Here is a 19,081-nt window from a genome sequence, read left to right as displayed (position 1 = left end):
TTCGATTTTGCCATGGCCCGTTTGCCCCGCCTCATCATTCCCGCACTGCCCCATTACGTGATCCAGCGCGGCAGCAACCGCCAGAGCGTGTTCCAGGACGCGGCGGACTATGCCCAATTTCTGTCCTGGCTGAAAACGGGCGCGAAAATGTTCAAGGTGGCCATCCATGCCTACGTTTTATTGCCAGATCAGCTACATTTATTGGCGACACCAGCCGATGCGACGGGCCTGGGACAGCTGATGCAGTGGCTGGGGCGCTATTACGTGCCGTATTTCAACCAGAAATACGGCCGTGAAGGGGCGCTGTGGCAGGGACGCTACAAAACTTCCGTCATCGATCCCGACAATTTCTTCCTTACTTGCTGCCGTTACCTGGAATGCGTGCCCGTGCAAACGGGGTTGGCGGGTCAGGCGCTCGATTACAGCTGGTCCAGCTATGCCCACCACGCCGGTGTGCGGCCCGATCCCGTCATCACCGACCATGCGCTGTACTGGGCGCTGGGCAATACGCCGTTCGACCGCGAGGCGGCCTATCTGCGCCTGTTCGAGCAGGGACTGGGCAGCAGCGAGGTGAAAACCGTGGAACAGGCTGTTTTGAAGGGCTGGCCGCTTGGTTCCGACGCTTTCAAGCAGGCGCTGGAGCAGAAAATGCAGCGGCAAGTGCTGCCCGCCAAGCGCGGCCGCCCCCGCAAAACGGTGGCCGAGTCCGCCCCCAATTGAAAGGTATTCGCATTTAAAACAAAAAATGGTTTCTTTCTGACGTTTTATTGAAATGGCTTCGACTATGTCCCTATTAAATTTTTAGAGCGACGGAATCGAATTTAATTCGACTCCGACCCTAATTGTTCTGGTTGAGTTTTTTGTTGCGTTGCACTACTCTAGTTTTTCGATAGTCATATGCAGCGGAGAAGCCCATGAAAGCGCAAGGCCTGTACGACCCAGCCAATGAACACGATGCCTGCGGCGTCGGTTTCGTCGCCCATATCAAGGGCAACAAGACCCATTCGATCGTCGAACAGGGTTTGCTGATTCTGAAAAACCTCGATCACCGGGGCGCCGTGGGCGCCGATGCGCTGATGGGCGATGGCGCCGGCATCCTGATCCAGATTCCCGACCAGTACTACCGCGAAGAAATGGCCAAGCAGGGCGTGGAATTGCCGCCGCCTGGCGAATACGGCGTGGGCATGGTCTTCCTGCCGAAGGAACACGCGTCGCGCATCGCCTGCGAACAGGAAATCGAACGCGCCGTGCGCATCGAGGGCCAGGTCGTGCTGGGCTGGCGCAACGTGCCCATCGATACGGACATGCCGATGTCGCCCACCGTGCGCGCCAAGGAACCGGTCATCCGCCAGATCTTCATCGGCCGTGGCCCGGACATCATGGTCACCGACGCGCTCGAGCGCAAACTGTATGTGATCCGCAAATCGTCGGGCCACGCCATCCAGGCCTTGAAGCTGTTGCACGGCAAGGAATTCTTCGTGCCGTCGATGTCGGCCCGTACCATTGTCTACAAAGGCTTGCTGCTGGCCGACCAGGTGGGCGTGTACTACAAGGACTTGCAGGATGCGCGCTGCATCTCGGCCCTGGCCCTGGTGCACCAGCGTTTCTCGACGAATACCTTCCCCGAATGGCCGCTGGCCCACCCGTACCGCCTGATCGCCCATAACGGCGAGATCAACACGGTGAAAGGCAACTTCAACTGGATGCGCGCGCGCGAAGGCGTGATGAAGTCGGCCGTGCTGGGCGACGACCTGCAGAAACTGTTCCCGCTGATCTATGAAGGCCAGTCCGACACGGCGTGCTTCGACAATGCGCTGGAACTGCTGCTGATGGCCGGCTATCCGATCGCCCAGGCGATGATGATGATGATTCCGGAAGCGTGGGAAAACCACACGACGATGGACGACAACCGCCGCGCCTTCTATGAATACCACGCGGCCATGATGGAACCGTGGGACGGCCCCGCCGCCATGGCATTCACGGACGGCCGCCACATCGGCGGCACCCTGGACCGCAACGGCTTGCGTCCGGCACGCTACATCGTCACGGACGACGACCTGGTGGTGATGGCGTCGGAATCGGGCGTATTGCCGATTCCCGAGTCGAAGATCATCCAGAAATGGCGCTTGCAGCCCGGTAAAATGTTCCTGATCGATCTGGAAGCGGGCCGCATCATCGACGACCAGGAACTGAAAAACACTTACGCGAACGCCAAGCCGTATAAAGCGTGGATCAACTCGGTGCGCATCAAGCTCGACGAGATCAAGCTGGCCGAAGGACAAGCCAAGCAAGACCGCGCCCAGGGCGAAAAAGCCCAGCCATCGCTGCTCGACCGCCAGCAGGCGTTCGGCTACACGCAGGAAGACTTGAAATTCCTCATGGCGCCGATGGCACTGGCCGGCGAAGAGGCGACGGGCTCGATGGGCAATGACTCGCCGCTGGCCGTCATGTCGAACAAGCTCAAGCCGCTGTATAACTACTTCAAGCAATTGTTCGCGCAAGTGACGAATCCGCCGATCGACCCGATCCGCGAAGCGATGGTGATGTCGCTCGTGTCCTTCATCGGCCCGAAACCGAACTTGCTCGATACCAACAACGTCAACCCGCCGATGCGCCTGGAAGTGGCGCAGCCCGTGCTGGGCTTTGACGACATGGCGCGTCTGCGCAACATCAGCGCCCACACGGGCGGCAAGTTCAAGTCGTATGAACTCGATATTTGCTACCCGCTGGCCTGGGGCAAGGAAGGCGTGGAAGCGTGCCTGGCCTCGCTGTGCGCGGAAGCCGTCGATGCCGTGAAATCCGGCCACAATATTTTGATCGTTTCGGACCGCGCCATTTGCGTCGACCAGGTGGCGATTCCCGCGCTGCTGGCCACGTCCACCGTGCACCAGCACCTGGTGAGCAAGGGTTTACGGGCGTCCACCGGTCTCGTCGTGGAAACGGGCTCGGCCCGCGAAACGCACCACTTCGCCTTGCTGGCCGGCTATGGCGCGGAAGCCGTCCACCCGTATCTGGCCATGGAAACCCTGGCCGAGATGGCGCACGGCTTGCCCGGCGACCTGTCGGGCGACAAAGCCATCTATAACTACACCAAGGCGGTCGGCAAAGGCTTGATGAAGGTCATGTCGAAGATGGGCATTTCGACCTACATGTCGTACTGCGGCGCGCAAATCTTCGAAGCCATCGGCCTGAACAAGTCGCTGGTCGACAAATACTTCAAGGGCACGGCCTCGAACGTGGAAGGCATCGGCGTGTTTGAAGTGGCGGAAGAAGCGCTGCGCCTGCACGCGCTGGCCTTCGGCAACGATCCCGTGCTGGTCGATAAGCTCGACGCGGGCGGCGAGTATGCGTTCCGCGTGCGCGGCGAAGACCACATGTGGACGCCGGACGCGATTGCGAAATTGCAGCACTCCACGCGCAGCAACAATTTCTCCAGCTATAAGGAGTATGCGCAAATCATTAACGACCAGAGCCGTCGCCACCTGACCCTGCGCGGCCTGTTCGAATTCAAGCTCGACCCGACCAAGGCGATCCCGCTCGACGAAGTGGAACCGGCCAAGGAAATCGTCAAGCGTTTCGCCACGGGCGCCATGTCGCTCGGTTCGATCAGCACGGAAGCGCACGCAACGCTGGCAGTGGCCATGAACCGCATCGGCGGCAAGTCGAACACGGGCGAGGGCGGCGAAGATCCGAACCGCTACACGCAGGAACTGAAGGGCATCCCGATCCGCCAGGGCGACACCATGGCGTCCGTCGTGGGCGCCGAGCAGATCGTCGTCGACATTCCGCTGCAGGAAGGCGATTCCATGCGCTCGCGCATCAAGCAGGTGGCGTCGGGACGTTTCGGCGTCACGGCCGCCTACCTGAACTCGGCCGACCAGATCCAGATCAAGATGGCGCAGGGCGCCAAACCGGGCGAAGGCGGCCAGTTGCCGGGCCATAAGGTGTCCGAATACATCGCCAGCCTGCGCTTTTCCGTGCCGGGCGTGGGCCTGATTTCGCCGCCGCCGCACCACGACATCTATTCGATCGAAGATCTGGCGCAGCTGATCCATGACTTGAAGAACGCCAATCCGCGCGCCTCGATTTCCGTGAAGCTGGTGTCGGAAGTGGGCATCGGCACGGTCGCTGCCGGCGTCACCAAGGCCAAGGCCGACCACGTGGTCGTTGCCGGCCACGACGGCGGCACGGGCGCCTCGCCTCTGTCGTCCGTGAAACATGCGGGCACGCCGTGGGAGTTGGGTCTGGCTGAAACGCAACAAACGCTGGTCTTGAACGGTTTGCGCAGCCGCATCCGCGTGCAGGCCGACGGCCAGATGAAGACGGGCCGCGACGTGGTCATCGCCGCCCTGCTGGGCGCCGACGAGATCGGTTTCGCCACGGCGCCGCTGGTGGTCGAAGGCTGCATCATGATGCGCAAATGCCACTTGAATACGTGCCCGGTGGGCGTGGCCACGCAAGATCCCGTGCTGCGCGCCAAGTTCTCGGGCAAACCCGAGTATGTCGTCAATTACTTCTTCTTCGTTGCCGAGGAAGCCCGTCAATTGATGGCGCAGCTGGGCATCCGCACGTATGACGAGCTGATCGGCCGTGTCGACTTGCTCGACAAATCGAAGGCGATTTCGCACTGGAAGGCGCAGGGGCTGGACTTCTCGTCCATTTTCTACAAGCCGGAAACCCCGGATGGCCAGGCTTGCCGTCACGTGGAATTCCAGGATCATGCGCTGGAAAAGGCGCTCGACCACAAGCTGATCGCGCAAGCGCGCGCGGCGCTGGAAAAGGGCGAGCGCGTCTCCTTCATCTCGCCCGTGCGCAACTTGAACCGCACGGTGGGCACCATGCTGTCCGGCGAAGTGGCGAAGAAGTACGGCCACGCCGGCTTGCCGGACGACACCATCCACATCCAGCTGCAAGGCACGGCGGGCCAGTCGGCCTGTGCCTTCCTGGCGCACGGCATCACGATCGACCTGGTGGGCGAGGGCAACGATTACGTCGGTAAAGGCTTGTCGGGCGGACGCATCATCGTGCGGCCGAATACCGAGTTCCGCGGCTGGGCCGTGGACAACATCATCATCGGCAACACGGTGCTGTACGGCGCCATCGCCGGCGAAGCCTTCTTCAACGGCGTGGCCGGTGAACGCTTTGCCGTGCGCAACTCGGGCGCCACCACGGTGGTCGAGGGCCTGGGCGACCATGGCTGCGAATACATGACGGGCGGCACGGTGGTGGTCTTGGGCAACACGGGACGCAACTTCGCGGCCGGCATGTCGGGCGGTATCGCCTATGTGTATGACCCGGCGGGCGACTTTGCCAGCAAGTGCAACACGGCCATGGTCAGCCTGGACAAGGTCGTGTCGGCAGCGGAACAGCATGTCGACCGCGACGCCTGGCATACGCAGCACCGCGACGGCGTGCCGGAAGCGGACGAGGTCATCCTCAAGCGCCTGATCGAGCGTCACTTCAAGCACACGGGCAGCACCCGCGCCCGCGTCCTGCTCGACGACTGGGCTGCGGCGCGCGGCAAGTTCGTGAAAGTCTTCCCGAACGAATACAAGCGTGCGCTGATCGAGATGGCAGCGGACGCCGCCATGGAAGTGCAAGCCGTCGCCGCCTGAGCCAGCCAAGCTCATTGCCAAATGAACGACCAGGGAGCGGCCCGGCCGCTCCCCGCCAGCCAAATACAAAGGAAACATCGTGGGTAAAATTACCGGCTTCATGGAATTCAAGCGCCAGGACGAACACTATCTGGAGCCTGCCGCGCGCCTGAAGAACTACAAGGAATTCGTCTTGCACCTGTCGGACGCGCAAGCGACCGTGCAGGGCGCGCGCTGCATGGATTGCGGCATTCCCTTCTGTACCACGGGTTGCCCCGTGAATAACATCATTCCCGACTGGAATGACCTGGTGTACCGCGGCGCCTACCGCGAAGCGCTCGACATCTTGCATTCGACGAATAACTTCCCGGAATTTACGGGCCGCATCTGCCCGGCGCCGTGCGAATCGGCCTGTACCCTGGGCATCCATGAAGATCCGGTCGGCATCAAGTCGATCGAACATAAAATCATCGACATGGGCTGGGAGCACGGCTGGGTCACGCCGCAGCCGGCGAGTTTTAGCACCGGCAAGAAAGTGGCCATCGTCGGCTCCGGTCCTGCCGGCCTGGCGGCGGCGCAGCAGCTGGCGCGCGCCGGCCATGCCGTCACCGTGTTCGAGAAGAGCGACCGGGTCGGTGGTTTGTTGCGCTACGGCATCCCCGACTTCAAGATGGAAAAGTCGCACATCGATCTGCGCGTGAAACAGATGGAAGCCGAAGGCGTGGTGTTCCGCACCAGCGTGCTGGTCGGCAAGGATTTCCCTGCCAACGTCAACAACTGGGCCAAGGAAACCATTTTCCCGGAAGACCTGGAAAAAGAATTTGACGCCGTCATCATGGCCGGCGGCGCCGAGCAGCCGCGCGACTTGCCCGTGCCGGGCCGCGAATTGAAAGGCGTGCACTTCGCCATGGATTTCCTGCCGCTGCAAAACAAGGTCAACGCGGGCGACAAGCTCAAGGACCAGATCAAGGCGACGGGCAAGCACGTGGTGGTGATCGGCGGCGGCGATACGGGTTCCGACTGCGTGGGCACCTCGAACCGCCATGGCGCCGCCTCGGTGGCCCAGTTCGAACTGATGCCGCAGCCGCCGGAACAGGAAAACAAGCCGCTGGTCTGGCCGTACTGGCCGACCAAGCTGCGCACCTCGTCCTCGCACGAGGAAGGCTGCGAGCGCGACTGGGCCGTGGCCACCAAGCGTTTCGAAGGCAAGGGCGGCAAGGTGGAAAAGCTGATCGCCTGCAGAGTCGAATGGAAAGACGGCAAGATGAGCGAAGTGCCGAACTCGGAATTCGAGATGAAGGCGGATCTGGTCTTCCTGGCCATGGGTTTTGTTTCACCAGTACAACAAGTGTTGCAAGCGTTCGGCGTCGATACGGATGCGCGCGGCAATGTCAAGGCGACAACGGATGGCGCCGGCTGCTACCAGACCTCGGTGGCCAAGGTGTTTGCGGCCGGCGACATGCGCCGTGGCCAGTCGCTGGTGGTGTGGGCCATCCGCGAAGGGCGCCAGTGCGCGCGCGCCGTCGATGAGTTCCTGATGGGGGCATCCGTGCTGCCACGCTAATTAACGAGCAACTGTTCGTTTTTTTGACAGGGCCACGGCGCGGATTGCGGCGTGGCCCTTGTTATTTTAGTTATCAAGTGGACGGCCACGAACGCCGGCGGATGGGGGCGCGATGCACAGGTCAAATTTCCACTACAATATCTGACTTTCGATTCATTAGTGTTGTATTCTTCCCCTTTACGGGGCTGTCCCAAGGGGTGTCTCAGCAGAGGTTGGCGTTTCTGCACTACAATACGCCATTAAAATAGTGAGCTTCGTCGTGCCAAATCTTGTTGAGATCCGTGATTTACACTTTGCCTATGGAGAACGTTCGATTTTATCGGGCCTTCAAATGGATTTCCCACGTGGAAAAGTTGTGGCCGTCATGGGTGGCTCCGGCAGTGGCAAGACGACCGTACTGCGCCTGATCGGCGGGCAGTTGCGCCCCAGTTCCGGTTCCGTGAATGTGGACGGCCAGATCGTGCATACGCTGGGAACCGACGAGCTGTATCAGCTGCGCCGCAAGATGGGCATGCTGTTCCAGCACGGCGCGCTGTTTACGGACCTTACGGCGTTCGAAAACGTGGCGTTCCCCCTGCGCGAACACACGGACTTGAATGAAGAGCTGATCCGCACCCTGGTGCTGATGAAGCTGCACGCCGTGGGACTGCGCAATGCGGCGCAATTGAAGCCGGCCGAGATTTCTGGCGGCATGGGCCGCCGCGTGGCGCTGGCGCGCGCCATCGCGCTCGACCCTGAACTGATCATGTACGACGAGCCCTTCGCCGGCCTGGACCCGATTTCCATGGGCGTGACGGCCAATTTGATCCGCAATTTGAACGATGCGCTGGGCTCCACGTCTATCCTGGTATCGCACGATGTGAAGGAGTGTTTCGCCATCGCTGATTACGTCTATTTTCTGTCATCGGGCAAAATTGTGGCGCACGGCACGCCGGCCGAGATGGCCGTGTCGACGCATCCGTACGTCAAGCAATTCGTCAATGCCGAGGCCGATGGCCCCGTGCCGTTCCATTACCCGGGCAAGTCGCTGGCCGACGACCTGGGCCTGCATGCGGGAGCGGGCCGATGATCGCGCGTTTCCTCGCGTCGATCGGAGCATGGTTGCGCAATTCGGTACAAGACCTCGGCTTTGCCGTGCGTTCGTTCTTTATCATCATCGCCTCGTCGGGCGGCCTGTGGCGCCGTCCGCGCCTGGTGATCGAGCAACTGTTTTTTATCGGTAACCGCTCGCTGGTGATTACCGCCGTCTCCGGCCTGTTTGTCGGCATGGTGCTGGGTTTGCAAGGCTATTACACCTTGACCACGTATGGCGCCGAGCAGTCGCTGGGCTTGCTGGTGGCGCTGTCGCTGACGCGCGAACTGGGCCCTGTCGTCACGGCGCTGCTGTTCGCCGGCCGCGCCGGCACCTCGCTGACGGCGGAAATCGGCCTGATGAAGGCGGGCGAGCAACTGTCGGCCATGGAAATGATGGCCGTCAACCCGATCCAGCGCGTGCTGGCGCCCCGTTTCTGGGCCGGCGTGATCGCCATGCCGATCCTGGGCGCCATCTTCACGGCCGTCGGCATCATCGGCAGCTATCTGGTCGGCGTGGTGCTGATCGGCGTCGATGAGGGCTCGTTCTGGTCGCAGATGCAAGGCGGCGTGGATGTCTGGAAGGAAGTGGGCAACGGCACCATCAAGAGCCTGGTGTTCGGCATCGCGGTGACCTTCATTGCGCTGTTCCAGGGTTACCAGGCGCAGCCGACGCCGGAAGACGTGTCCGGCGCCACCACGCGCACGGTGGTCATTTCGTCGTTGATGGTGTGGTGGCTCGATTTCATGATGACGGCGTTGATGTTTAGCAAGTAATTGCCGATAGGCGACAAAATTATCGGCCTGGGCAGTGTTCTGCGCAGGTGGCGGCAAGTAAAAATTATTTAGGATTGTTTATGCAACGTAAATCTTTGGATGTCTGGGTCGGCTTGTTCGTCTTGCTGGGTGTGGCGGCATTGATGTTTTTGGCGCTCAAGGCCGGCAATATGAGCTCGCTGTCTTTCAGCAAGACGTATACCATTACGGCCAAGTTCGACAATATTGGCGGCCTCAAGCCGCAGGCGCCCGTCAAGGGCGCTGGCGTGGTGGTGGGGCGCGTGGCGGAGATCCGCTTTGACGACAAGACGTATCAGGCGCTGGTGAAACTCGATATCGAAGATGGCTACAAATTTCCGAAAGACAGCTCGGCCAAGATTTTGACGGCCGGTTTGCTGGGTGAGCAATATATCGGCCTGGAAGCAGGCGGCGATTTGGCGAACCTGGCAGAGGGCGACAAGATCGCCCGTACTCAATCGGCCACAGTGCTGGAAGACCTGATCAATCAGTTCATCTACAGCAAGGCAGCGGAAGGAAAGGACAGCAAATGAGCGAGTCGACCAAGAAACCCCAAGGCAGCCTGGCGCGTATCGGCCTGGCCATGGCCATCGCCGCCAGCGTGAGCGCCTGCGCCACCGGCACCAATCCGCGCGACCCGCTGGAAGGGTATAACCGCGCGATGTTCAAGTTCAACGATACCGTTGACCAGGTGGCCCTGAAACCGGTCGCCACGGCCTACAAGACGGTGACGCCGTCGTTCGTGCAAACGGGCGTGGGCAACTTCTTCGGCAACCTGGCCGATGTGTGGAGTGCCGTGAACAACTTGCTGCAAGGCAAGGGTGAAGCGGGCTTGCAAGACGTCGTGCGCGTCAGCATGAACTCGACCTTCGGCATCCTCGGCCTGATCGACATCGCGTCGCAGGCCGGCATTCCCAAGCATAACGAAGACTTTGGCCAGACCCTGGGCTGGTACGGCGTCCAGTCGGGTCCGTACGTGATGCTGCCGCTGCTGGGCCCATCGACCGTGCGCGACACGGTGGCCTTGCCGCTCGATATCGCGGGCGACCCATGGCGCTACAAGGATCCCGTCAATGTACGCAATATCGGCACGGTGACGCGCGTGGTCGACAAGCGCGCCGCGCTGCTCGACGCGACCAACCTGATGGAAGCGGCCGCGCTGGACCGTTATGAATTCATCCGCGACGGCTTCCTGCAAGCGCGTGAAAGCAAGGTTTTCGACGGCGATACGGACCGCCGCGACCGCAAAGTGCCAAAAAACGACAGCAGCGATTACGAGCCGGAGTACGAGGCAAAACCGCAAGTTGCCAATGACGCGCCTGCGGCCACGGCCGCCGCCGAGGTGGCGCCAGCGGACCTCGTAACATCTGGTAGCAATACCGTTGCTTCCGAGGCCAGGCCCCAGGAGTAAACTCCCGTACAGAAACACCACGGCTGCGATCAACGCCAGCCGGTGCATAGCAACACCATGAAAGGTAGAACCATGAAATTGATGAAACAACTGCTGGCGATGGCGACCATCGCCTTTGCCACCGCCGCCCAGGCCGCTCCTGCTGTCGAAGCGCCGGACGTCTTGGTCAAGCGCATCAGCCAGGACGTGATCGACACGGCCAAGAACGACAAGGCCATCCAGGCTGGCGATATCAAGCGCGTCACCGAGTTGGTAGAAAGCAAAATCCTTCCTTACGTGGATTTCCAGCGCATGACGGCCCTGGCCGCCGGCCGCTTCTGGCGCGACGCCACGCCGGACCAGCAAAAGCAGCTGTCGGCGGAATTCCGCACGCTGCTGATCTACACGTATTCGGGCGCCCTGTCGCAGATCAAGAACGAAACCGTGGAATTCAAGCCGCTGCGCGCCGACCCGGCTGACACGGAAGTGGAAGTGCGTTCGCAGGTCAACGTGGCGCGCGGCGAACCCGTGCCCCTGAACTACCGCGTGGCGAAAACCCCGTCCGGCTGGAAGATCTATGACATCAACGTGCTGGGCGCGTGGCTGGTGGAAACGTACAAAAGCAGCTTCGCCAGCGAGATCAGCAAGGGCGGCATCGATGGCCTGATCAAGACCTTGCAGGCAAAAAACAAGGCCCTGGCCAGCCGTCCCGCTGCCAAAGCCAAATAATCGGCTATCATATAGCTCCAGACCCAGCTCCAGACCCAGCTCCAGACCAGCGCAGCCCGACGCCATGCCCGACTCTCTCGACACCTTGCAGTCCCTGACTTCCCTGACCGTGCACAATGCCACTTCGGCATTGGAGCAGGGTCTGGACGCCATCCGCTCGGGTCAGACGAAGTTCGACTTGCGCAATGTCAAGGCCGTCGATTCGGCCGCCGTGTCCGTCATGCTGACGTGGCAGCGCGCCGCGCAGGACGCGGGCGGCGTGCTGGAGCTGAAAAACCTGCCGAACAACCTGAAAAACCTCACCAAGCTGTATGGCGTCTGCTCGCTCGTTTCGAGCACCTTGACGGCCGACGACTGCGCCAGCGCCGGCGGCCACGCCGAGCGCAGCCCGTCCGACCTGCATCATCATTGATCCTGTCCCACTCCCCGCATCAGCAGTAGCTTTCAAGCCGGCAGGCCAGCAGCGCCGCCGGATTGATCTCCAAGTGTTCCACGAATTTTCCAACTATAATTGACTGTTGCGCCGTCCTCGCCTGAAGGTGGCGCCCTGCACCGGCCTGCCGGCCTGGATGTCTCCGGCAACTGGCGCATCACACCAGACGCATTACACTTGAAACAAGCACATGACCGCAATTCAAATAACGAATGTAGAAAAGAGCTATAAATCGCTCAAGGCGCTGGGCGGCGTGTCGCTGGCCATCGAAGAAGGCGAGTTTTTCGGCCTGCTCGGTCCCAACGGCGCCGGCAAGACCACCCTCATTTCCATCATCGCCGGCCTGATACGCCCCGACGCGGGCACCGTCAAGATCCATGGCCACGACGTGGTCAAGGACTTCCGCAATGCGCGCCGCAACCTGGGCGTGGTGCCGCAGGAACTCGTGTTCGACCCGTTTTTCACCGTGCGCGAAACTCTGCGCCTGCAGTCCGGCTACTTCGGCCTGCCGAACAACGACAAGTGGATCGACGAGGTCATGGAAAACCTCGACCTGACCAGCAAGGCCGACACCAACATGCGCGCCCTGTCCGGCGGCATGAAGCGCCGCGTGCTCGTGGCCCAGGCGCTGGTGCACAAGCCGCCCGTCATCGTGCTCGATGAACCGACGGCCGGCGTCGACGTGGAACTGCGCCAGACCCTGTGGAAGTTCATCTCGCGCCTGAACCGCGAAGGCGGCCACACGGTCGTGCTGACCACTCACTACCTGGAAGAGGCGCAAGCCATGTGCCAGCGCGTCGCCATGCTGAAAAGCGGGAAGGTGGTGGCGCTCGACACTATGTCGGCGCTGATCCGCCGCATCGCCGGCTCGCAGCTGCAGGTGCACCTGAAACACGGCAGCCTGCCGGCCGACCTGCAGCACCTGGTGCTGCACCCGGAAGAACAGCAGGCGCCGAACAAGTTCAGCCTGCGCGTCAACGAATACAGCGAAGTCGAGAAAATCCTCGCCCGCCTGCGCGAAGCGGGCGTCGAGATCGATGAAATGCAATTGCAACAAGCCGACCTGGAAGATATCTTCTTGCAGATCATGGATAAAGGTACCGTATGATTTCGACAGGATTTCGCACCCTCGTCTACAAAGAGACGCTGCGCTTCTGGAAAGTGGCGACGCAAACCGTGGCCGCACCCGTGCTCACGTCGATGCTGTACCTGCTGGTGTTCGGCCATGTGCTCGACGGCCGCGTGGAGCCGAGCCCCGGCGTCAGCTACACGGCCTTTTTGATTCCCGGCCTGGTGATGATGAGCGTGCTGCAAAACGCGTTTGCCAATTCCTCGTCCTCGCTGATCCAGTCCAAGATCACGGGCAACCTGGTGTTCGTGCTGCTCACGCCCCTGTCGCATTGGGAAATCTTCTCGGCGTATGTACTCGCTTCCGTCGCGCGCGGCCTGGCCGTGGGCTTTGGCGTGTTTGCCATCACTTGCTGGTTCGCCAACCTGTCGTTTGTCGCGCCGCTGTGGATCGTCATCTTCGCGTTTCTCGGCGCCGCCATGCTGGGCACCATGGGCCTGATCGCCGGCATCTGGGCCGAGAAATTCGACCAGCTGGCCGCCTTCCAGAACTTTTTGATCATGCCGGCCACCTTTTTGTCGGGCGTGTTCTATTCGATCCACTCGCTGCCGCCATTCTGGCAGACGGTATCGCACCTGAACCCCTTCTTCTACATGATCGACGGCTTCCGCTACGGCTTCTTCGGCGTGTCCGACGTCAGCCCGTGGCTCAGTCTTTCCATCGTCGCCGGCTTCCTCGTGATCCTGGCGCTGGCATCGATCCGCCTGCTGAAAAGCGGTTACAGATTGCGCCATTGATTACGGCACATCACATCACTACATTATTCAATATCAAGGACTTATCGTGACCACCACTCCAGAACTGATCCACGGCTACCTGTCGGCCGGCCTCGAATGCACGCACCTCGAAGTGGAGGGCGATGGCCAGCACTTCCAGGCCGTGATCGTCTCGCCCGCGTTTGCCGGCAAGCGCCTGATCCAGCGTCACCAGATCGTCTACGCGGCGCTGGGCGACCGCATGCGCGAAGAAATCCACGCGCTGTCGATGAAAACCCTGACACCTGAAGAATTCCAAGGATAAGCACATGGACAAGCTCCTCATCAACGGCGGCAACCGCCTGAACGGCGACATCGCCATCTCCGGCGCGAAAAACGCCGCCCTGCCCATCCTGTGCGCGGGTCTCTTGACCGCGGGCGACCTGGACCTGACCAACGTGCCGCATTTGCACGACGTGGCCACCATGCTCAAATTGCTGGGCCAGACGGGCCTGAAAGTGCAGCAGGACGGCGACCGCGTGGTTCTCAACGGCAGCGCCATCGACACCCTGGAAGCGCCGTATGAACTGGTGAAAACCATGCGCGCCTCGATCCTCGTGCTGGGCCCCATGCTGGCGCGCTTCGGCGAAGCCAAGGTCTCGCTGCCGGGCGGCTGCGCCATCGGTTCGCGTCCCGTCGACCAGCACATCAAGGGTTTAGAGGCGCTGGGCGCCGAGATCCGCATCGAGGCCGGTTACATCTACGCCAAGTGCGCCAAGCTGAAAGGCGCGCGCATCGTCACCGACATGATCACCGTCACCGGCACCGAAAATCTGCTGATGGCCGCGACCCTGGCCGAAGGCGAGACCATCCTGGAAAACGCCGCCTGCGAACCGGAAGTGACCGACCTGGCCCACCTGCTGGTGGCCATGGGCGCGAAGATCGACGGCATCGGCACCAGCCGCCTGGTGATCCAGGGCGTCGACGCGCTGCACGGCGCCTCGCACGCGGTGATCGCCGACCGTATCGAAACGGGTACCTTCCTGTGCGCCGTGGCGGCCACCGGCGGCGACATCACCCTGCGCAACGTGCGCACCGACATTCTCGACGCGGCGCTCGACAAGCTGCGCGCCATGGGCCTGACGATGACCTTCGGCGCCGACTGGATCCGCGCCGAGATGTCGGCCCGTCCGAACCCCGTCAGCTTCCGCACGACGGAATACCCGGGCTTCCCGACCGACATGCAGGCGCAGTTCATGGCCGTCAACACGATCGCCAACGGCGCCAGCCGCGTCACCGAGACGATTTTCGAGAACCGCTACATGCACGTGCAGGAAATGAACCGCCTGGGCGCCGACATCACCATCGAGGGCAACACGGCCATCATCGCCGGCGTCAAGCAGCTGCGCGGCGCGCCCGTGATGGCGACCGACCTGCGCGCCTCGGCGTCGCTGGTGATCGCGGCCCTGGCGGCCGACGGCGAAACCCTGGTCGACCGCATCTATCACCTCGACCGCGGCTACGACCGCATGGAAGTCAAATTGTCGGCCGTCGGCGCGAACATCGTACGTATTAAATAACAAGGAACGAGCATGAACGGATCGAACAACGGCGACAGCTCCCAGCTGATCCTGGCGCTCTCGAAGGGCCGCATTTTTGAAGACACCATGCCGCTGCTGGAAGCGGCCGGCATCAAGGTGCTGGAAAACCCGGAGACTTCGCGCAAGCTGATTTTGGCCACCAACGATCCGAACGTGCGCGTCATCATCGTGCGCGCCAGCGACGTGCCGACCTACGTGCAGTACGGCGCGGCCGATTTCGGCGTGGCGGGCAAGGATGTCTTGCTCGAACACGGCGGCGAAGGCCTGTACCAGCCGATCGACCTGAATATCGCTTCCTGCCGCATGTCGGTGGCGGTGCAGGCCGGTTTCGACTATGAAAAGGCCGTGCACCAGGGCGCGCGTTTGCGCGTGGCCACCAAGTTCGTGCACACGGCGCGCGAGCATTTCGCCGCCAAGGGCGTGCACGTCGACCTGATCAAGCTGTATGGCTCGATGGAGCTGGCGCCGTTGGTCGGCCTGTCCGACGCCATCGTCGACCTGGTCAGCACGGGCAGCACTTTGCGGGCGAACAACCTCGTCGAGGTCGAGCACATCATGGAAATTTCGTCGCGCCTGGTGGTCAACCAGGCGGCATTAAAGCTCAAGCGCGAGCGCTTGCAGCCGATTATCGAGGCGTTTGAACGCGCCTCGCAAGCCTAGACACATTCAGTAGCAGAAAGCCGATTATGCCGATACAGATACGCAAGCTCGATTCAAGCCAGGAAGGTTTCCAACAATCGCTCGACACCTTGCTGGCGTTCGAGGCGGGCACCGATGCAGCGATTGAAACGTCGGTCGCAAAAATCCTGGCCGACGTGAAAACGCGCGGCGACGCCGCCGTCCTGGAATACACCAACCGTTTCGACCGCATCCCGCATGGCGGCGCGGCGGAAATGGCGGCCTTCGATATTTCGCAAGCCGAACTGCAGGCGGCCCTGAACGGCCTGCCGTCGGCCCAGCGCGAGGCGCTGCAGATCGCCGCCCAGCGCATCCGCGCCTTCCACGAACGCCAGCGCGAGGAATTGCGCGGTTTTACTTACACCGAGCCCGATGGCACGGTGCTGGGGCAAAAAATCACGCCGCTGGACCGGGTCGGCATCTACGTCCCGGGCGGCAAGGCCGCGTATCCGTCGTCGGTGCTGATGAACGCCATTCCCGCGCACGTGGCGGGCGTGGGCGAAATCATCATGGTGGTGCCGACGCCCGATGGCGTGAAAAACCAGATGGTGCTGGCCGCCGCCGCGATCGCGGGCGTGACGCGCGTGATCACCATCGGCGGTGCGCAAGCCGTCGGCGCGCTGGCCTACGGCACGCAGACGATTGCCGCCGTCGACAAAATCGTCGGCCCCGGCAACGCCTATGTGGCGGCCGCCAAGCGCCGCGTGTTCGGCATCGTCGGCATCGACATGATCGCGGGGCCTTCCGAAATCCTCGTGCTGTGCGACGGCACGACGGACCCGGACTGGGTCGCGATGGACCTGTTTTCCCAGGCCGAGCACGACGAACTGGCGCAGGCGATCCTGCTGTGCCCCGACGCGGCCTACATCGCGAAAGTGGAAGAGAGCATCGCCAGGCTGCTGCCGACGATGCCGCGCCAGGCCACCATCAGCACTTCGCTGGCCGACCGCGGCGCGTTGATCAAGGTGCGCAGCATGCAAGAGGCGTGCGAGATCGCCAATGCCATCGCCGCCGAGCACCTGGAAATCTCGGCGGACAACCCGCAGCAGTGGGCCGAGCAGATCCGCCACGCCGGCGCCATGTTCCTGGGCCGCTTTTCGTCCGAATCGCTGGGCGACTATTGCTGCGGTCCCAATCACGTGCTGCCGACGTCGCGCACGGCGCGCTTTTCGTCGCCGCTGGGCGTGTACGACTTCCAGAAGCGTTCGTCCATCATTCACGTCAGCGAGGCGGGCGCGCAAACCCTGGGCCGCGTCGCCGCCACCCTGGCGTATGGCGAAGGCTTGCAGGCGCACGCGCGCAGCGCCGAACTGCGTCTGAAGCCGCAGCCATGACGAATATGGCGGAGCGGCCGGACTGGGTCAACCGGGTCTATTGCGAAGACGCGCTGGCGGGGCTGGCGCGCATTCCCGATGGCTCGGTGGACCTGATCCTGACGGATCCGCCGTACAACCTGGGCAAGGATTACGGCAATGCCTCGGACCAGCAGTCGGTGGCCGACTACCTGCGCTGGACGGAACAGTGGATCGATGCGGCGCTGCCCAAGCTCAAAGCCAACGGCAGCCTGTATATCTTTCTCACCTGGCGCTATTCGCCGGAAATCTTCGTCATGCTCAAACAGCGCATGGCGATGATGAATGAAATCATCTGGGACCGCCGCGTGCCATCCATGGGCGGCAGCGTGCGCAGCTTTTCATCGGTGCACGACACCATCGGCTTCTTCGTCAAGCGCAAGGATTACTACTTCGACCTTGACGCGGTGCGCATCGCCTACGACGCGGCCACCAAGAAGGCCCGTTCGCGCTCGATCTTCATCGGCGCGAAATGGCTGGAAGTGGGCTACAACCCGAAAGACTTGTGGAGCGTGTCGCGCCTGCACAAGGAACACCCGGAACGGGCCGACCACCCGACCCAAAAGCCGCTCGAAATCATCGAGCGCATGCTCAAGGCGTCGTGCCCGCCCGGCGGCGTGGTGCTCGACCTGTTCATGGGCAGCGGCACCACGGCCCTGGCGGCCAAGCGCTGCGGGCGCGATTTCGTCGGTTTTGAATTGAATCCCGACTACTGCGCCATCATCGAACAGCGATTGGCGGCCCTCGCGCAGGAGCTGGCCGAACCGGCCACATCGCCTGCGGCCAAGCCCGCCAAGGCGGCGAAAAAGCCGGCAGCGGTCAGAAAAACGGCTGCCGTGAAAAAGCCGCCCGCCGTGAAAAAAGCGCCGGCCCGCAAGGCGCGCAGCGCCAGCGTGCCGGAAGACGTCGTCATTTAGTCTCCATTTCATTTCATCAGGAGTGTTTGCAGCATGTCTTTCCTCGATCAGTTAATCAGCAACACCGTGCGCGCCGATGTGCGGGCCGTCAAGAGCTACCAGGTAGCCGATGCCAGCGGTTACATCAAGCTCGATGCGATGGAAAACCCGTATCCGCTGCCGCAGCATCTGCGCGAGGAACTGGGCGCGCGCCTGGCCGGCGTGGCGCTGAACCGCTATCCGCCGTCGTACGCCAGCCTGCAGGCGGCCATCTGCGCCAAACTGGGCGTGCCCGCCGGTTACGACGTCATGCTGGGCAACGGCTCCGATGAACTGATTTCCATCCTGGCCATGGCCTGCGCCCGCCAGGCGCCGGGCCAGCGCGCCGTGCTGCTGGCGCCCGTGCCGGCCTTCGTCATGTATGCGCGCTCGGCGCAGTTTGCCGGCATGGATTTCGTCGGCGTGCCGTTGAACCCGGACTTCAGCCTGGACATGCCGGCCATGCTGGCGGCCATCGAAGCGCACCGCCCGGCGCTGGTCTTCCTCGCGTATCCTAACAACCCGACGGGCAACCTGTTTGCCACTGCCGATATCGAAGGCCTCCTCGCCGCCCTGGGCGACACGGGCATCGCCGTCGTCGACGAAGCCTACGAGCCGTTCGCGCAGCGCAGCTTCATGGGCCGCCTGCCCGAATATGAAAACCTGGTGGTGATGCGCACCGTGTCGAAACTGGGCCTGGCCGGCATCCGCCTCGGCTACATGTCGGCCGCGCCGGCCTTGCTGGCGCAGTTCGAGAAAGTGCGTCCGCCGTACAATGTGAATGTGCTGACGCAGGCGGCGGCCGAATTCGCGCTCGAACACATCGACGTGCTCAACGCCCAGGCGGCCCTGCTCAACAGCGCGCGCGACGACCTGGCACGGCGCCTGGCGGAGCTGCCGGGCGTGACGGTATTTCCCTCGAAGGCAAATTTTCTTCTGATTCGTGTGGCGGATTCCGACGATGTTTGCGCAAAACTGCTTGCCCGCAGGGTTTTAATTAAAAATATGAGTAAAATGCATGCTGCGCTGGCCAATTGCCTGCGTATCAGCGTCAGCACCCCGGAAGAAAATTCCCTTTTTTACGATGCCTTCAAGGCATCCCTCGTTTAGCCTAT

17 protein-coding genes are annotated in these 19,081 nt (G+C 62.1%); all 17 read left to right on the top strand.

Annotated features, from left to right (window positions below; genetic code table 11):
• The first annotated feature begins 12 nt into the window (after positions 1–12).
• Complete coding sequence (locus JAB4_RS00635) at positions 13–720, top strand: transposase (RefSeq protein ID WP_070219670.1); 708 nt, start codon at positions 13–15, stop codon at positions 718–720.
• Between the two features lie 194 nt (positions 721–914).
• Positions 915–5,615, top strand: a complete 4,701-nt coding sequence (locus JAB4_RS00630; RefSeq protein ID WP_070219668.1) for a glutamate synthase-related protein — start codon at positions 915–917, stop codon at positions 5,613–5,615.
• Positions 5,616–5,694: 79 nt separating this feature from the next.
• Positions 5,695–7,158 (top strand): glutamate synthase subunit beta, encoded by a 1,464-nt coding sequence (locus tag JAB4_RS00625; protein WP_070219665.1) that lies wholly within the window; start codon positions 5,695–5,697, stop codon positions 7,156–7,158.
• Between the two features lie 259 nt (positions 7,159–7,417).
• A complete protein-coding gene (locus JAB4_RS00620; RefSeq protein ID WP_070219703.1) occupies positions 7,418–8,227 on the top strand; it encodes an ABC transporter ATP-binding protein in 810 nt (269 codons plus the stop codon).
• The gene (gene mlaE, locus JAB4_RS00615) at positions 8,224–9,006 is read left to right on the top strand and encodes a lipid asymmetry maintenance ABC transporter permease subunit MlaE (protein WP_070219663.1); all 783 of its coding nucleotides are present in this window, start codon (positions 8,224–8,226) and stop codon (positions 9,004–9,006) included. The genes JAB4_RS00620 and mlaE overlap by 4 nt, the downstream gene beginning before the upstream one ends.
• Positions 9,007–9,086: 80 nt before the next feature.
• Positions 9,087–9,557 carry an outer membrane lipid asymmetry maintenance protein MlaD gene (gene mlaD, locus JAB4_RS00610; RefSeq protein ID WP_070219660.1) on the top strand — a complete coding sequence of 157 codons (471 nt, stop codon included), beginning with the start codon at positions 9,087–9,089 and terminating at the stop codon, positions 9,555–9,557.
• Entirely contained in the window at positions 9,554–10,435 is an 882-nt protein-coding gene (locus tag JAB4_RS00605) for a VacJ family lipoprotein (RefSeq protein ID WP_070219658.1), read from the top strand. The genes mlaD and JAB4_RS00605 overlap by 4 nt, the downstream gene beginning before the upstream one ends.
• A gap of 72 nt (positions 10,436–10,507) precedes the next feature.
• Positions 10,508–11,143, top strand: a complete 636-nt coding sequence (locus JAB4_RS00600; RefSeq protein WP_070219656.1) for an ABC transporter substrate-binding protein — start codon at positions 10,508–10,510, stop codon at positions 11,141–11,143.
• 64 nt (positions 11,144–11,207) lie between these two features.
• Positions 11,208–11,555, top strand: coding sequence for an STAS domain-containing protein (locus tag JAB4_RS00595; RefSeq protein WP_070219654.1), 348 nt, complete (start codon positions 11,208–11,210; stop codon positions 11,553–11,555).
• Between the two features lie 211 nt (positions 11,556–11,766).
• On the top strand, positions 11,767–12,684 hold the full coding sequence (locus tag JAB4_RS00590; protein ID WP_070219652.1) for an ABC transporter ATP-binding protein: 918 nt from the start codon (positions 11,767–11,769) through the stop codon (positions 12,682–12,684).
• Positions 12,681–13,442 (top strand): ABC transporter permease, encoded by a 762-nt coding sequence (locus JAB4_RS00585; protein WP_070219650.1) that lies wholly within the window; start codon positions 12,681–12,683, stop codon positions 13,440–13,442. The genes JAB4_RS00590 and JAB4_RS00585 overlap by 4 nt, the downstream gene beginning before the upstream one ends.
• 46 nt (positions 13,443–13,488) lie before the next feature.
• Positions 13,489–13,725 (top strand): BolA/IbaG family iron-sulfur metabolism protein, encoded by a 237-nt coding sequence (locus JAB4_RS00580; protein WP_034753824.1) that lies wholly within the window; start codon positions 13,489–13,491, stop codon positions 13,723–13,725.
• 4 nt (positions 13,726–13,729) lie between these two features.
• The gene (gene murA / locus JAB4_RS00575; RefSeq protein ID WP_070219648.1) at positions 13,730–14,980 is read left to right on the top strand and encodes a UDP-N-acetylglucosamine 1-carboxyvinyltransferase; all 1,251 of its coding nucleotides are present in this window, start codon (positions 13,730–13,732) and stop codon (positions 14,978–14,980) included.
• A 12-nt stretch (positions 14,981–14,992) separates the two neighbouring features.
• A complete protein-coding gene (hisG, locus tag JAB4_RS00570; RefSeq protein WP_070219646.1) occupies positions 14,993–15,661 on the top strand; it encodes an ATP phosphoribosyltransferase in 669 nt (222 codons plus the stop codon).
• A gap of 26 nt (positions 15,662–15,687) precedes the next feature.
• Complete coding sequence (gene hisD / locus JAB4_RS00565) at positions 15,688–17,013, top strand: histidinol dehydrogenase (protein ID WP_070219644.1); 1,326 nt, start codon at positions 15,688–15,690, stop codon at positions 17,011–17,013.
• A gap of 5 nt (positions 17,014–17,018) precedes the next feature.
• A complete protein-coding gene (locus tag JAB4_RS00560) occupies positions 17,019–17,948 on the top strand; it encodes a site-specific DNA-methyltransferase (RefSeq protein ID WP_070219701.1) in 930 nt (309 codons plus the stop codon).
• A 33-nt stretch (positions 17,949–17,981) separates the two neighbouring features.
• Entirely contained in the window at positions 17,982–19,076 is a 1,095-nt protein-coding gene (gene hisC / locus JAB4_RS00555; protein ID WP_070219642.1) for a histidinol-phosphate transaminase, read from the top strand.
• Positions 19,077–19,081: the final 5 nt, after the last annotated feature.

The sequence above is a fragment of the Janthinobacterium sp. HH102 genome (genome assembly GCF_001758625.2).
GTDB lineage: Bacteria > Pseudomonadota > Gammaproteobacteria > Burkholderiales > Burkholderiaceae_D > Janthinobacterium.
The sequence above is the reverse complement of the archived record's forward strand: the minus strand, read 5'-3'. Positions and strand labels throughout refer to the sequence as shown.